The organism is Peribacillus huizhouensis (assembly GCF_014138605.1).
Taxonomy (GTDB): domain Bacteria; phylum Bacillota; class Bacilli; order Bacillales; family DSM-1321; genus Peribacillus; species Peribacillus huizhouensis.
Map to the genome: position 1 here is coordinate 123,751 of NZ_JACJHX010000005.1, position 14,505 is coordinate 138,255.

Below are 14,505 nucleotides of genomic sequence, written 5' to 3' on the forward strand. Positions count from 1 at the left end.
GGTAGTGATTGGCCATTCGGTGAAAAAGGGATTACTGGTAGGATTACAAACTACTTGGACACTTGGTAAAGTGATTTTTCCGGTTACATTGATTGTATCCGTTCTTCAATATACACCGGTTTTACAATGGATCATCGATTTCATTTCTCCTTTTATGAATATGATTGGATTGCCGGGTGAAGCTGCAATTCCTCTTGTATTAGGTAATTTTTTAAACTTGTATGCAGGAATTGCTGGGATTTTAACACTTGATTTATCGGTGAAAGAAGTTTTCATTGTTGCTATCATGTTATCGTTTAGTCACAATTTATTTATTGAATCTGGTGTTGCAGTGAAGGTCGGTGTAAAGCTTTGGGTTATTTTAGCAGTTAGAATCGGCTTAGCTTTATTGGCTGCTGTTATGATTAATCTAGTTTGGCATGGTGGATCAGAGCTTGCCAAATACGGGTTTGTTAGTCCTGCTACAGCGGAAATTAACGGTGTATGGGCGATTTTACTAAATGGATTGGAACGGGCTGCATCTGGGGTAGTACAATTAGCTTTCATTGTTATTCCATTAATGATTATTATGCAGATTATGAAAGATTTGAAGTGGCTGGATGTTATGTCGAAGGCTTTGGCACCATTTACAAAAATTCTCGGAATGAAGCCTAATACATCGATGACGATGGTGGCAGGTCTCACTATCGGATTGGCGTATGGTGCTGGTGTCATGATCCAAGCTGCTAAAGAAGACAATGTAAGTAAAAAAGATATGACGCTTGCTTTTATTTTTCTAGTGGCGTGTCATGCTGTAGTTGAAGATACATTAATCTTTATTCCGCTTGGGATTCCGGTTTGGCCGTTGTTGGTTATCAGGCTTACAACAGCCATACTGTTAACGATGATTATCGGGATGATTTGGAATCGATCGGAGTTTTCACAAAGGAAGGAAGCATATGAACAGTAATATTACAACTTTGTTATTTGATTTAGACGGAACATTAATTAACACCAATGAATTAATCGTTGCTTCATTTTTGGATACATTAAATCATTATTATCCTGACCGCTATAAACGTGAGGATGTTATTCCTTTTAATGGTCCGCCGCTAATTGATACATTTCATAGTATTGATCCAAACCGTGCAGAAGAGATGGTGACTCATTATCGAAAGCATAACTGGGAACATCATGATTTGTTAGTTACGGAGTTTGACGAGGTTTATGAAACAGTAAAAACGTTGAAGGAGAGCGGCTATAAATTAGCGATTGTTTCAACAAAAATCCATGCTGTTGTGATGAAGGGCTTGCAGTTGACAAAGCTGGATGAATTTTTTGATGTGATTGTTACACTAGATCATGTGAAAAAAGCAAAACCGGATCCAGAGCCAGTTCAGCAGGCATTGGCTTTATTAGGTTCGTCTCCTGAAGAATCGATCATGATTGGAGATAACTATCATGATATATTGTCTGGACAAAATGCCGGGACAAAAACAGCAGGAGTAGCTTGGTCGGCAAAAGGCAGAGAGCATCTTGAGCAGTACAATCCCGATTATATTCTTGAGAAGATGTCAGATTTAATCACGATTTTAGAGGGGTAAGCCTTATGAGGCGAACAACAAGGTACCCGGTAGAAGATGCAAACTCACTTTGGCATGTCTTTAAAACGGTTCCTTTTTGGAAAGTTGTGAAGAATTTTAGCGTGATTCAGATTGCTAGATACACACCTTTCTTAGGAATGAAAAACTGGTTGTATCGAGTTTTTTTGAGAATGAAGGTTGGCGATCAAACTTCATTTGCACTTATGGTTATGCTGGATTGTATGTTTCCTGAAAAAATTACAGTCGGTAGAAATTCAGTTATTGGCTATAACACAACCATATTAGCACATGAATACTTAATTAAGGAATATCGACTTGGGGAAGTTGTGATTGGCAATGAAGTCCTAATCGGTGCTAATTCAACGATTCTACCAGGTGTTGTCATTGGCGATGGGGCGATTGTGTCGGCAGGTACACTTGTGCATAAAGACGTACCGGAAGGCGCATTTGTTGGCGGGAACCCTATGCGCATCATTTATACGAAAGAAGAAAGAGCGAAGCAATTGGAAATTTGAATCGAATAGATAACTAATATCCAAGGACCAGACCTTGCACACTACACAGTTCAAAGTGGAATAACCACTCCATTTGAACTACAAATAGTCAGTGCAAGGTCTGGTCTTTTTATTATGGGAAATGGGGTCTGACCCCTGCGGGAAAGTGCACAAACCTATGATTTATATGGGGGCTTTGGCATGTGAGGGAAGTTGGGAAATAGGGTCTGACCCCAAAATATTATGCTTGACGTGGTGCTATTTGGAAGGTAGAATATTGATAACTTCAATTCGGTAGTATGGTAGTGAACTAAAGTATTTTGTTTTATCTGTATTTTCAGATGTTTTATTTTGGGTGGTTATGCGAAAATGAATAAGAGTGGAGATAATTCTTAAAGGATGTGTTGATGTGACCAAGCCGTTTATGTTTGAAAAGCCATTAGGCATGCGAGATACGCTTCCCTTGTTATATGAAACGAAAGCATCGGTAAGAAATCGCATGAGTGTTGAGATTAAAAGGTGGGGGTATCAATTTATCGAAACACCTACTTTGGAATATTATGAAACAATCGGAGAGGCTTCAGCGATCTTAGATCAGCAGTTGTTTAAATTGCTGGATCAGCAAGGGCATGCCCTTGTTCTTAGACCGGATATGACTACACCAATTGCCCGAGTTGCAGCATCTAAGCTATTAAAGCAGCAAATCCCACTCCGCCTTGCATATTCAGCCAATGTGTACCGGGCTCAGCAAAGAGAAGGTGGTCGCCCTGCGGAGTTTGAACAGATAGGGATCGAACTGATCGGTAATCCATCAATTAGTGCTGATGCAGAAATCATTTCATTGCTTGTAGATGTGCTAAAAGCTACAGGTCTAAAAGATTTCAAAATAGCAATTGGACATATTGGTTTTCTACAGGAATTATTCATTAGTATTTTAGGAAATGAAGAACGAGCAGCGGTATTACGAAAATATTTATATGAAAAAAACTATGTTGGCTATCGTGAGCATGTGAAATCATTGCCTTTATCGTCGATTGACAAGCAGCGATTAATTGATTTCGTTAGCTTAAGAGGTGAGGAGAATACATTAAGTCAGGCTGCTACTTTGCTTGAACGTGAAACAGGAAGAGAAACTCTGCAAGATTTGAAAGAGTTGGCCGTGCAATTAAAGGAATTTGGAATCGAGGAGTTTATCACTTTTGACTTAACGCTAGTCAGTCATATGAGTTATTACACAGGTACACTTTTCGAAGTATATGCTAATCAAGTCGGTTCCCCAATAGGCAACGGAGGCCGATATGACAGCTTGCTTGAAAAATTCGGTTGGAACACATCTGCCACCGGATTTGCCATCCGAATGGATCGCTTAACCGAAGCGTTGGGAGAAATAAAAGAAACAGAAACTACGGTATGTGTCGTATTCAGTCCAGAACGGAGAAAAGAAGCGTTAATATTTGCTAAGGAAAAGCGTGAACAAGGGATTAACGTAACGATTCAAGAAATTAACGCATTAGAGAACGTTGATGCATTTACTAAGGCGTTTCATGAGGTTCATTTGTATATCGGAAATGGAGGTGTAAGAAGTGAATAGCTTTCTAACCATTGCGATGCCTAAAGGCAGAATTTTTGAAGAAGCGGCAGATTTATTACGCAAAGCAGACTTCCGACTCCCTCCAGAATTTGATGATTCTCGAAAACTCATTTTAGAAGTAGAAGAAGAGAATTTACGATTTATTTTAGCAAAACCAATGGATGTGGTCACCTATGTGGAGCATGGTGTTGCGGATGTCGGAATTGCAGGGAAAGATGTTATGTTGGAGGAAGAACGGGATGTTTATGAATTGCTGGATTTGAAAATAAGTACTTGCTATTTAGCGGTAGCTGGACTTCCCAATACAAAAATCAGTGATATTACGCCGAAAATCGCCAGTAAATATCCAAACGTAGCTTCCAGTTATTTTCGTGAACAAGGTGAACAAGTAGAAATTATTAAGTTGAACGGATCGATTGAACTAGCACCTTTAATTGGTCTCGCGGAAAGAATTGTTGACATTGTGTCGACAGGCCAAACTTTAAAGGAAAATGGACTTGTGGAATATGCAAAAATTGCCGATGTGACATCGAGATTAATTGCAAATCCTGTGAGCTATCGAATTAAAGAAAAAAGAATTTCGGAAATTGTTGATCGGCTTGCAAAAATAGTAAATCAGTGAGGAGGTGGAGTGATGAAGATAGAGCGTTTTACAGAAGGGACCTCATTAAAGCGTTCGGTAGATTCAGGAACGGCTGACCAACGTAAGGCGGTACAAGAGATCATCTATGAAGTTAGAAAATCTGGAGATGAAGCGGTTGCTCGCTATACAGAGCAATTTGACCGAGTAAAGCTTGAACAATTTGCCGTTTCGATCGAGGAAATAGATGGAGCAGCAAATGAACTAAGCGCTTATGAGAGATCGATCATTGAAGAAGCAGCGGTAAATATTCGTTCCTTTCATGAAAAGCAGTTAAAAAATTCGTGGATTTCTACAGATGAATCAGGAACAATGCTTGGACAAAAACTAACTGCAATTGATGCAGTCGGTGTGTACGTACCAGGGGGAACTGCTGCGTATCCATCATCGGTATTGATGAATGTGATTCCAGCAAAGGTAGCTGGTGTCGAACGCATCGTGATGGTGTCTCCTCCAGGCAAGGATGGTAAACTGTCAAATTCGGTTTTGGCAGCTGCAAAAATTGCTGGTGTTACAGAAATCTACCGTATCGGTGGAGCGCAAGCTGTTGCGGCACTTGCATATGGCACGGAAACAATAGCAAAGGTCGATAAAATTGTTGGACCAGGAAATATCTACGTAGCGTTAGCAAAGAGAGAAGTGTTTGGAGATGTAGCGATCGATATGATTGCTGGACCAAGTGAGATTGCAGTCCTCGCTGATGAAACAGCCATTGCCGCAGAAGTAGCAGCAGATTTACTGTCACAAGCAGAGCATGATCCGAGAGCTTGCAGCGTGTTGGTCACTATAGATGAGACCTTAGCTAATGAGGTAGCAAAAGAAGTAGATAAGCAGTTGGCGATGCTTCCGAGACGAGAGATTGCTGCAGCGTCTATTCGGGATTATGGGAAGATTATTGTGTGCGAGGATATGAATCAGGCCATTCAAGCGGTTAATACACTGGCACCAGAGCATCTTGAAATTATCACGAAAGATCCACTTGAAGTAATGGCTCAAGTACGCCATGCTGGCGCTATTTTCTTAGGAAGATACAGTACGGAGCCAGTCGGTGACTACTTTGCTGGACCAAACCATGTACTTCCGACAAATGGCACTGCCCGTTTTTCAAGTCCGTTAAATGTGGATGATTTTCAGAAAAAATCAAGCATCATCATGTACAGTCAAACGGCCTTTAGGAAAAATGCAGAAAAAATTGCAGCCTTCGCACGACTTGAAGGCCTCGAAGCCCATGCCAGAGCTGTGGAATCACGCGGGAAATAGGGTCTGACCCCTAAATGAATCACTTAAAGCGTTAATTTATTAAGGTTTATACAAGGAAAATAAATTTGGGAAATGGGGTCTGACCCCTAGGAGGAGGTTCGTATGGAGCGTGTTGGTAGTGTTGTGAGGAAGACTGGTGAGACGGATGTGAAGCTTGCGTTTACGGTGGATGGTGAGGGAATATCTCGAATTGAAACAGGTGTGCCATTTATGACACATATGTTGGATTTATTTACGAAGCACGGTCATTTTGATTTGACGGTTGATGCTCAGGGAGATATTGAGGTAGATGATCATCATACGACAGAGGATATTGGGATCTGTCTTGGCCAAGCGTTGATTGAAGCCCTAGGTGACAAGCGTGGAATTAAACGTTACGGAAATGCATTTGTGCCTATGGATGAGGCGTTGGCGCAGGTTGTTGTCGATCTTAGCAACCGTCCGCACCTAGAATTTCGTGCTGAGTTTCCATCACAGAAGGTTGGCACATTTGATACCGAGCTTGTTCATGAATTTCTTTGGAAATTGGCACTTGAAGCTCGTATGAATCTGCACGTAATTGTTCATTACGGTCAAAATACGCACCATATCATCGAGGCGATATTCAAAGCCCTCGGTAGAGCTCTTGATGAAGCAACGACAATCGATCCACGTGTTAAAGGCATTCCATCAACGAAAGGGTTGTTATAAATGATTGGCATTGTCGATTACGGCATGGGGAATTTGTTCAGTGTTAGTAAAGCACTCGAACGGTTACAAACAGAGTTTATTATTTCAGATGATCCTGCCGAACTGGCAAAAGCCGATGGAATCATTTTACCAGGAGTTGGTTCGTTCAGGGATGCAATGATGTTACTCGAGCGTAAGAAATTAGCTACTTTTCTAAAAAATCACGTAGATAAAGGTGGATTTTTATTAGGAATTTGTCTAGGCATGCAATTGCTATTCGAGGAAAGTGAAGAAAATGGACCAGCAAAGGGTCTGTCACTTCTACCAGGTAAAGTCGTACGGTTTTCTGGTAGAGATTCGAAAAATAATGCTTATAAAGTTCCGCATATGGGCTGGAACAAGCTAACTTTTAACAATCATTCTCCTCTTTTAAAAGGACTTGAAGAGGATTATGTATATTTCGTTCATTCATACTTCGTGGTGACAAATGAAACGGAGGTAGTGGCTGCATCTGCTAAATATGATGTGGACGTGCCGGCGATCGTCGCGAAGGATAATGTTTTCGGTATGCAGTTTCACCCGGAAAAAAGCGGTTCGATGGGGATGTCCCTATTAAAAAATTACTTGTCACTAGTGAAGGGGAGGCAATAATATGTCTAATTTCACAATTTACCCTGCCATTGATATGCGCGGTGGGAAATGTGTCCGTTTAATTCAAGGTGATTACAATCAAGAAACCGTGTATGGCGATTCTCCGTTTGACATGGCAAAAAGCTTCGCCGATCAAGGAGCAGAATGGATACATATGGTTGATCTCGATGGGGCAAAGGCAGGGAGTAGAATCAATGATTCATATGTGATTCAAGCAGCGCAAAAGCTCGGAGCTAGCATACAAATTGGTGGTGGAATCAGGACTGAAGCAGACGTAGTCCACTATCTCGAAGGTGGAGTTGAACGAGTCATCCTCGGTAGTGCAGCTGTTTCTGACCCGGAATTCACCAAAGCTATGCTTAGTAAATATGGCAAGCATATTGCAATCGGCATCGATGCAAAAGACGGTAAAGTCGCAACGCACGGGTGGCTCCAAACATCAGAAACAACAGCGATCGACCTCGGCAAGGCTTTAGCCGATTGCGGGGCAGAAGTGTTTATCGTTACAGACATTGCAACAGATGGCATGCTTTCTGGTCCAAATGTGGAAGGGATTGTTGCAATGGCAGAAGCAACTGGTAAAGGCGTTATTGCCTCGGGTGGCATAAGCAGCTTACAAGACCTTATCACATTAAAGGAATATCAAGCTCATGGGGTTATTGGAGCTATTGTTGGCAAAGCGATCTATACAAATCGATTCACAGTCAAGGAAGCATTAGAAAAGGTGGGAGATTAAATGCTGACTAAACGTATTATTCCGTGTCTGGACGTGAAAGAAGGCAGAGTGGTGAAAGGCGTTCAGTTCGTATCTTTACGAGATGCAGGAGATCCGGTCGAACTTGCTGCGTTCTATGACCAAGAAGGAGCCGACGAACTAGTATTCCTTGATATTTCTGCTTCACATGAAGGACGGGAAACAATGGTTGATGTGGTAAGGGCTGTTGCTGGAAGTCTGGCTATCCCATTTACTGTTGGCGGCGGCATTAATTCTTTAGAAGATATGAAACGAATTCTTCGGGCAGGAGCGGATAAAGTGTCACTAAACACATCGGCCGTCCTACGTCCGGAATTAATTACAGAAGGAGCAGATTACTTCGGTTCACAATGTATCGTAGTCGCTGTTGATGCGCGTTGGGACGAAACGCTCGGTTCTTGGCGTGTCTATACACATGGAGGCAGACGAGCGACAGATTGGGAAGTCATTGCTTGGGTAAAAGAAGCGGTAAACCGAGGCGCTGGGGAAATCCTTCTCACTAGTATGGATAATGATGGTGAAAAACAAGGCTTTAATCTTGCTTTGACAAAAGCGGTGAGCGAGTCAGTTTCCGTTCCAGTTATTGCATCTGGAGGAGCAGGGAGTGCCGCTCATTTTGAAGAAGTCTTTACAACAGGAAAAGCAGATGCAGCGCTTGCAGCCTCGATTTTTCATTATAAAGAAACGTCCGTTAAAGAAGTGAAAAGCTTTTTAAAACAGAAGGGTGTTGTTGTTAGATGAAACAGCAGATAAAATTTGATGAAAAAGGCTTGATCCCCGCTATCGTTCAGGATGCCGTAACAGGAGAAGTGTTGACCCTAGCGTATATGAATGAAGAGTCATTGCAACTCTCCATGGAAAAGGGTGAAACTTGGTTCTTTAGCCGCACGCGTAATGAGCTATGGCATAAAGGAGAAACAAGTGGAAATATACAAACCATTACCGAAATAAAATACGATTGTGATCAAGATGCGCTGATTGTTAAAGTGAATCCGTCTGGTCCAGCTTGTCATACCGGTACGACAAGTTGTTTTACTGAAACATTATTTGAAAACAGAAACACAAATTTCCAAGCAAAACCTGATGCGAACTTCTTATTACAATTAGAAAAACTGATTGCAACGAGAAAAGAAACAATGCCAGAAGGTTCATATACAACCTATTTATTCGAAAAAGGCGTCGATAAAATTTTGAAAAAAGTAGGCGAAGAAGCAGCTGAAGTTATTATTGCCGCAAAGAATCGAGACCACGATGAACTTTCGCTTGAATCCGCTGACCTGCTGTATCATTTGTTCGTCTTACTGCAAGAACAGGAACTGCCATTTGCAGATGTATTAGCTGTATTACAGCAAAGACATGCTAAAAAAGAATGAACGAAAAATGAGAAAGGTATTAGATACTTTTCTCATTTTCATGTCTAGCCAACAAAATCATAGAACAATCATTTCTATTTTAGGTAATGTTGTTTGCTATTGCAACGAGATGCCAAGGTTCTTCCAATATGTTATAATACGTAGGTTAAACAACTACTAGATGGAGGATTCCATGGGTAAAGAATCTAAAATGAATAAACAAGCTAAAGTTTTCTCCTTTCATCCGACGGGAGAATATTACTTTACAAAAGGTTTAAAAGCTTATCACAGACGTGATTTATATAATGCAAAAAAATTTCTTATCCGTGCTTTTGAATTGGAACCAACAGAACCGATGATTGCATGTCAGCTAGCAGTTACTTGTACAGAAATTGGTGAATATAGTTATTCAAATAATCTACTTGAAAGCATTCTTAATGACATGGACCCATGTATGACAGAATGCCACTATTTTCTAGCGAATAATTATGCCCATCTTGGAATGTTTAAGGAAGCGTATCGCCATGCGAGTGCTTATTTGGATAAAGAAGAAGATGGAGAGTTCACAGAAGACGCGGAAGATCTTCTCGATTTAATTACATTTGAATCTGATGAAACAGAAGAAAGTTTGATTCATCAAGATGGCTTGATTTACCAACAAGAAAAGGCTCGTGAATGTTTAGAAGCAGGTAACTTCGAAAAAGCGGTTGAAGTGTTAAAGGAAACCATTAAAGAATACACAGAATATTGGTCTGCGTATAATAATTTAGCACTCGCTTATTTTTATCTTGGAGAAATTGACAAAGCGTTTGAAACGTTAGAGGAAGTACTGGAAAAAAGCCCAGGAAATTTACATGCACTATGTAATCTATTAGTTTTCCATCATTATCAGCAAAGTGAAGATAAGATAAATGAACTGGTCAAGACTTTGGAAAAGGTCCGCCCTATTTTAATGGAGCACCGTATTAAACTAGGTTCTACATTTGCTTTGGTTGGGCGATATAATCTGGCGTATAAATGGTTGAAGCAGCTCCAAAAGCAAGGACACGAAGGGGATGATACCTTTTATTATTGGTTAGCTGTGTCTGCCTATCAAATAGGTAATGAGCAAACTGCTGAGAAGGCCTGGAAAAAGGTATTAGAATTAAACCCTGAAAAAGAAGGACTTGAGCCATGGGGAGATATGAATGCATCACTTCATGGGTTTGAGGATCATTTGCCTTCGATCTTGAAACGCTTCGAAAGTGATTATTTAGAGGAACGAATCTTTGCTCTTTTTTTAACCAAGCATTCGATTAAAAAGGATCATATTCTAAAACATCCAGCTCTCTGTAATAACCCGCTTCTTACGGATTTTGAAAAAGAATACCTGGAACTAGTTGAAATGCAAAAATTGAATCGAGAGAACTCAGCAATTGAATTTGCCGATCAAACGGCTGAAATTTTGTATGCGCACTTCCACCCCATTCAGCTAATGGAGGCAGGCCTATATTTAACCTGGTTTTCGGTGTTTGTAGAAGCAATGAAGAATGAAATTAAACTTGTGAATCCAACAGGTTGGGCTGCAGCCGTTGAATATTCTTGGTATAGATTGCGTAATGAAAAGAAAAGTCAGCAGGAAATTGCCGCTAAACATTTTATTTCAGTTTCTACTCTTGGAAAATACGTTAAATTAGTAAATAGCTTGCTTCAGTGAGCATAAATTTGGACGTATTTTTATTTGTTATATAGGATGTAGTATATAGGGGATATTAAATGTAATGATAATCGGGAGTGAATACTATGACTGAGGAAAAAATATATGATGTAATTATTATCGGTGCTGGACCGGCTGGAATGACTGCGGCTGTTTATACCTCTCGTGCGAATTTGCAAACATTAATGATTGAACGTGGAATACCAGGTGGTCAAATGGCTAATACGGAAGAAGTGGAAAATTATCCAGGGTTCGAGACGATCTTAGGACCGGAACTTTCAACAAAGATGTTCGATCATGCCAAGAAATTTGGAGCCGAGTATGCCTATGGTGATGTGAAAGAAATCATCGATGGCGAAGAGTACAAAACCGTACTCGCTGGCTCAAAGGAATATAAAGCAAAAGCAATCATTCTATCATCAGGTGCAGAATATAAGAAAATTGGCGTACCAGGTGAGAAAGAATTAGGCGGACGCGGGGTTTCATATTGTGCGGTCTGCGATGGTGCATTCTTTAAAGAAAAAGAATTATTCGTTATTGGTGGGGGCGATTCTGCGGTTGAAGAAGGCGTTTATTTAACTCGTTTTGCTTCCAAGGTTACGATTGTACACCGCCGCGTGGAACTTCGTGCTCAGAAAATTCTTCAAGATCGTGCGTTTGCTAATGAAAAGGTTAATTTCATATGGAACCACACCTTGAAAGAAATTCATGAAAAAGATGGGAAAGTAGGCAGTTTAACGCTCGTATCGACTGTGAATGGAGAGGAACAGGAATTAAATGCGGATGGTGTGTTTGTTTATATCGGCATGAATCCTCTATCTAAGCCTTTCGAAAACCTAGGTATTACAAATGAAGGCGGATATATTTTGACAGACGATACGATGGAAACGAAAGTACCTGGCATCTTTGCAGCCGGGGATATTCGTGAAAAAACGCTACGTCAAATTGTTACTGCTACAGGTGATGGTAGCATTGCCGCTCAAAGTGCCCAACATTATATAGAAGTTCTAAATGAAAAGCTAAAAGTAAAGTCATGAATTTTTTACAATTCGTAATTCTGTTTTAATCATGTTGTAACATGGGCGCAACATCTTTTAGGTATAGTAAGGGTAGTAATTGACCCCCTTTTATAAAATATTAACTAGTGGATGGCACAGATGTTTACGTCTGTGTCTTTTTTTTGTCTAGGATAAGGATTGAAGACAATTTCCTGATTCTTGTTCATTGTAGCCCGTATCTAAAAATAGTATAATAGAAGTTAAACAAATATATTGTCTAAATAATTTCTTTTGCTGTGTGTAGCTCTACATAGCGAAGAGTTGATATATTTCAATTAATAAATTTATGTATAACAGTAAAATGCTGGATTAGAGTCGATTGAGGTGAAGGACGTGCAACGTGTCACAAATTGTGTGTTAGTAAGGGACAATAAAACACTTCTTTTAAAAAAACCGAGAAGAGGTTGGTGGGTTGCTCCTGGGGGCAAAATGGAACCTGGTGAATCTGTTCGCGATGCCTGTATTCGGGAATATCGGGAAGAAACAGGCGTATATTTAAAAAACCCGGCAATTAAAGGGATTTTTACGTTTATTATTAAAGAAGGCGAAAAAGTTTTAGAAGAGTGGATGATGTTCACTTTTTTCGCTACAGAATCAGACGGAATTAACGTGGATTCATGCGAAGAAGGAGACCTAAGCTGGGTTTCAATTGGTGATTTGAAGGATTTGCCAATGGCTGAAGGAGACTACCACATTTTGGATTATATGGTTCATGGAAGCGGAATCATCTATGCCACTTTTACGTATACACCTGAATTCAAGTTGCTATCATATCGGCTTGATCCAGGTTGAATAATATAGAAAACTTTGGGGGGATTTCATTGGGAACAGGACCAATCGGTGAAACGCATTTAGTCATAATTACAGGGATGTCTGGAGCTGGGAAAACGGTTGCCGTTCAAAGTTTTGAAGATTTAGGCTTCTTTTGTGTTGATAACTTACCTCCCACGTTATTACCCAAGTTTCTTGAATTGATGAAAGAATCTGGAAATAAAATGAATAAAGTTGTATTGGTTATGGATTTACGCGGGAGGGAATTCTTTGATCATTTATTTAAAGCATTAGATGACTTAGCGGAAACATCCTGGGTAACTCCAAAAATCCTTTTCCTTGATGCGGATGATGAAGTACTTGTACGTCGCTACAAAGAAACAAGACGTACGCATCCACTTTCACCATTAGGTCTTCCACTTGAAGGGATTCAAATGGAACGTGGCTTATTAGAAGAGTTAAAGGGACGGGCGCAGATCATTTATCAGACATCGACCTTGAAGCCGAGGGAATTACGAGAAAAAATCTTAACGGAGTTTTCAGTAAACAAAAAACCGATATTTACTGTCAATGTCATGTCTTTTGGATTTAAGCACGGTATCCCAATTGATGCGGATCTTGTTTTTGATGTTCGCTTTCTACCTAATCCATTTTATATCGAGCATATGCGACCAAAGACGGGTTTGGATGAAGAAGTATCGAGCTATGTATTGAAATGGGGAGAAACACAGAAGTTTTTAGAGAAACTGATTGATTTGCTTGTGTTCATGCTTCCTCATTATAAGCGGGAAGGGAAATCTCAACTTATTATCGCGATCGGATGTACAGGTGGTCAGCACCGTTCCGTTACGCTTGCTGAGTATCTAGCTAACACTTTCCGGAATGAATATGTTACTCATGTTTCTCACCGTGACATAAAGAAGATTATTAAGGAGAAGAGTAATGCCAAATGAAATTGATCAGCCAAGAGTAGTTGTCATTGGGGGAGGTACAGGTCTTCCAGTGTTGCTTCGCGGACTGAAGAACTATCAAATCGATATCACGGCGATTGTTACGGTTGCGGATGATGGAGGTAGTTCTGGTAGGATTCGTGATGAAATGGATATTCCTGCCCCTGGTGATATTCGGAATGTTCTTGCTGCGCTATCGGATGTGGAGCCACTTGTTGAACAAATGTTCCAGCATCGATTTGCAAGTAAGAATGAACTAGCGGGGCATTCGCTCGGGAACTTATTGTTAGCTGCTATGACCTCAATTACTGGAGACTTTGTCCATGCAGTTCAGGAAATGAGCAAAGTTTTGAATGTAAGAGGAAAAGTTTTGCCATCAGCTAACCAAAGCGTAGTTCTTCACGCTGAGATGGCCGATGGAATGATCGTAAGCGGTGAGTCAAAGATTCCGTTTTCTGGTAAAAAAATCAAGCGCGTGTTTCTTAGCCCTGAAAAAATTAAACCGCTCCGAGAAACAATCCAAGCCATCAAGCAAGCAGATTTAATTGTCATCGGACCAGGTAGTTTATATACAAGTATTCTGCCAAACTTATTAGTACCGGGTATTGGTGAAGCGGTTTGTCAATCACAGGCGAAGAAAGTATATATTTGTAACCTTATGACTCAAGCAGGGGAAACACAAGATTATACAGCTAGTGACCATATTCAAGCGATCTACTCTCATATGAATTGCTCATTTATCGATTGTATTCTTGTAAATAATCAAGAAATCCCACGAAATGTACAAGATCGCTATAAAGAAGAATTTGCAAAGCCGGTTGTTTTTGATGTAGAAAGTTTGGAAAGACTTGGAGTTAAGATTGTTCAAGGGCAAATTTTTAATTTTGAAGGCAACTCAATTAGGCACGATACAAAAAAAGTAGCGCGTATGCTATATCAAATGTTAGTAAATGAAATAAGGTGAAACTTCCATCAGTAGGGCATTGGTCCCCCATTGATGGTTAGTCCCGTTCTAGTATCGCTAATATCTCCGCTT

At 40.3% G+C, this 14,505-nt stretch carries 16 protein-coding genes; all 16 read left to right on the top strand.

The window, feature by feature from the left end:
* Positions 1-4: 4 nt before the first annotated feature.
* Positions 5-949, top strand: coding sequence for a nucleoside recognition domain-containing protein (locus tag HNP81_RS10025; RefSeq protein ID WP_182502548.1), 945 nt, complete (start codon positions 5-7; stop codon positions 947-949).
* Positions 939-1,583: a pyrophosphatase PpaX gene (ppaX, locus tag HNP81_RS10030; RefSeq protein WP_028393581.1), complete on the top strand. Its 645-nt coding sequence runs from the start codon at positions 939-941 to the stop codon at positions 1,581-1,583. The genes HNP81_RS10025 and ppaX overlap by 11 nt, the downstream gene beginning before the upstream one ends.
* Before the next feature lie 5 nt (positions 1,584-1,588).
* Positions 1,589-2,098 (top strand): acyltransferase, encoded by a 510-nt coding sequence (locus tag HNP81_RS10035; RefSeq protein ID WP_182502549.1) that lies wholly within the window; start codon positions 1,589-1,591, stop codon positions 2,096-2,098.
* Between the two features lie 388 nt (positions 2,099-2,486).
* The gene (locus HNP81_RS10040) at positions 2,487-3,668 is read left to right on the top strand and encodes an ATP phosphoribosyltransferase regulatory subunit (RefSeq protein ID WP_028393583.1); all 1,182 of its coding nucleotides are present in this window, start codon (positions 2,487-2,489) and stop codon (positions 3,666-3,668) included.
* The gene (gene hisG / locus HNP81_RS10045) at positions 3,661-4,290 is read left to right on the top strand and encodes an ATP phosphoribosyltransferase (protein WP_028393584.1); all 630 of its coding nucleotides are present in this window, start codon (positions 3,661-3,663) and stop codon (positions 4,288-4,290) included. Before HNP81_RS10040 ends, hisG begins: the two co-directional genes overlap by 8 nt.
* Before the next feature lie 12 nt (positions 4,291-4,302).
* On the top strand, positions 4,303-5,568 hold the full coding sequence (gene hisD, locus HNP81_RS10050; protein WP_182502550.1) for a histidinol dehydrogenase: 1,266 nt from the start codon (positions 4,303-4,305) through the stop codon (positions 5,566-5,568).
* Positions 5,569-5,670: 102 nt separating this feature from the next.
* Entirely contained in the window at positions 5,671-6,258 is a 588-nt protein-coding gene (hisB, locus tag HNP81_RS10055; protein WP_028393586.1) for an imidazoleglycerol-phosphate dehydratase HisB, read from the top strand.
* Positions 6,259-6,888, top strand: coding sequence for an imidazole glycerol phosphate synthase subunit HisH (gene hisH, locus HNP81_RS10060; RefSeq protein ID WP_182502551.1), 630 nt, complete (start codon positions 6,259-6,261; stop codon positions 6,886-6,888).
* Position 6,889: 1 nt separating this feature from the next.
* A complete protein-coding gene (gene hisA / locus HNP81_RS10065; protein WP_028393588.1) occupies positions 6,890-7,624 on the top strand; it encodes a 1-(5-phosphoribosyl)-5-[(5-phosphoribosylamino)methylideneamino]imidazole-4-carboxamide isomerase in 735 nt (244 codons plus the stop codon).
* Positions 7,625-8,383: an imidazole glycerol phosphate synthase subunit HisF gene (hisF, locus tag HNP81_RS10070; RefSeq protein ID WP_028393589.1), complete on the top strand. Its 759-nt coding sequence runs from the start codon at positions 7,625-7,627 to the stop codon at positions 8,381-8,383.
* Positions 8,380-9,015 (top strand): bifunctional phosphoribosyl-AMP cyclohydrolase/phosphoribosyl-ATP diphosphatase HisIE, encoded by a 636-nt coding sequence (gene hisIE, locus HNP81_RS10075; protein WP_028393590.1) that lies wholly within the window; start codon positions 8,380-8,382, stop codon positions 9,013-9,015. Before hisF ends, hisIE begins: the two co-directional genes overlap by 4 nt.
* Positions 9,016-9,187: 172 nt before the next feature.
* Positions 9,188-10,690 carry a tetratricopeptide repeat protein gene (locus HNP81_RS10080; RefSeq protein WP_182502552.1) on the top strand — a complete coding sequence of 501 codons (1,503 nt, stop codon included), beginning with the start codon at positions 9,188-9,190 and terminating at the stop codon, positions 10,688-10,690.
* A gap of 86 nt (positions 10,691-10,776) precedes the next feature.
* On the top strand, positions 10,777-11,727 hold the full coding sequence (gene trxB, locus HNP81_RS10085; protein WP_182502553.1) for a thioredoxin-disulfide reductase: 951 nt from the start codon (positions 10,777-10,779) through the stop codon (positions 11,725-11,727).
* Between the two features lie 354 nt (positions 11,728-12,081).
* The gene (locus HNP81_RS10090; RefSeq protein WP_028393593.1) at positions 12,082-12,540 is read left to right on the top strand and encodes an NUDIX hydrolase; all 459 of its coding nucleotides are present in this window, start codon (positions 12,082-12,084) and stop codon (positions 12,538-12,540) included.
* Between the two features lie 29 nt (positions 12,541-12,569).
* Entirely contained in the window at positions 12,570-13,472 is a 903-nt protein-coding gene (gene rapZ / locus HNP81_RS10095; RefSeq protein ID WP_182502554.1) for an RNase adapter RapZ, read from the top strand.
* Positions 13,462-14,433 (top strand): gluconeogenesis morphogenetic factor MgfK, encoded by a 972-nt coding sequence (gene mgfK / locus HNP81_RS10100; RefSeq protein WP_028393595.1) that lies wholly within the window; start codon positions 13,462-13,464, stop codon positions 14,431-14,433. Before rapZ ends, mgfK begins: the two co-directional genes overlap by 11 nt.
* Positions 14,434-14,505 lie beyond the last annotated feature (72 nt).

Coding starts and splice junctions, on each gene's coding strand:
- mgfK (WP_028393595.1), top strand. CDS start 13,462: ATGCCAAATGAAATTGATCAGCCAAGAGTAGTTGTCATTGGGGGAGGT.
- HNP81_RS10080 (WP_182502552.1), top strand. CDS start 9,188: ATGGGTAAAGAATCTAAAATGAATAAACAAGCTAAAGTTTTCTCCTTT.
- hisF (WP_028393589.1), top strand. CDS start 7,625: ATGCTGACTAAACGTATTATTCCGTGTCTGGACGTGAAAGAAGGCAGA.
- hisA (WP_028393588.1), top strand. CDS start 6,890: ATGTCTAATTTCACAATTTACCCTGCCATTGATATGCGCGGTGGGAAA.
- ppaX (WP_028393581.1), top strand. CDS start 939: ATGAACAGTAATATTACAACTTTGTTATTTGATTTAGACGGAACATTA.
- hisIE (WP_028393590.1), top strand. CDS start 8,380: ATGAAACAGCAGATAAAATTTGATGAAAAAGGCTTGATCCCCGCTATC.
- hisD (WP_182502550.1), top strand. CDS start 4,303: ATGAAGATAGAGCGTTTTACAGAAGGGACCTCATTAAAGCGTTCGGTA.
- trxB (WP_182502553.1), top strand. CDS start 10,777: ATGACTGAGGAAAAAATATATGATGTAATTATTATCGGTGCTGGACCG.
- HNP81_RS10035 (WP_182502549.1), top strand. CDS start 1,589: ATGAGGCGAACAACAAGGTACCCGGTAGAAGATGCAAACTCACTTTGG.
- hisB (WP_028393586.1), top strand. CDS start 5,671: ATGGAGCGTGTTGGTAGTGTTGTGAGGAAGACTGGTGAGACGGATGTG.
- hisH (WP_182502551.1), top strand. CDS start 6,259: ATGATTGGCATTGTCGATTACGGCATGGGGAATTTGTTCAGTGTTAGT.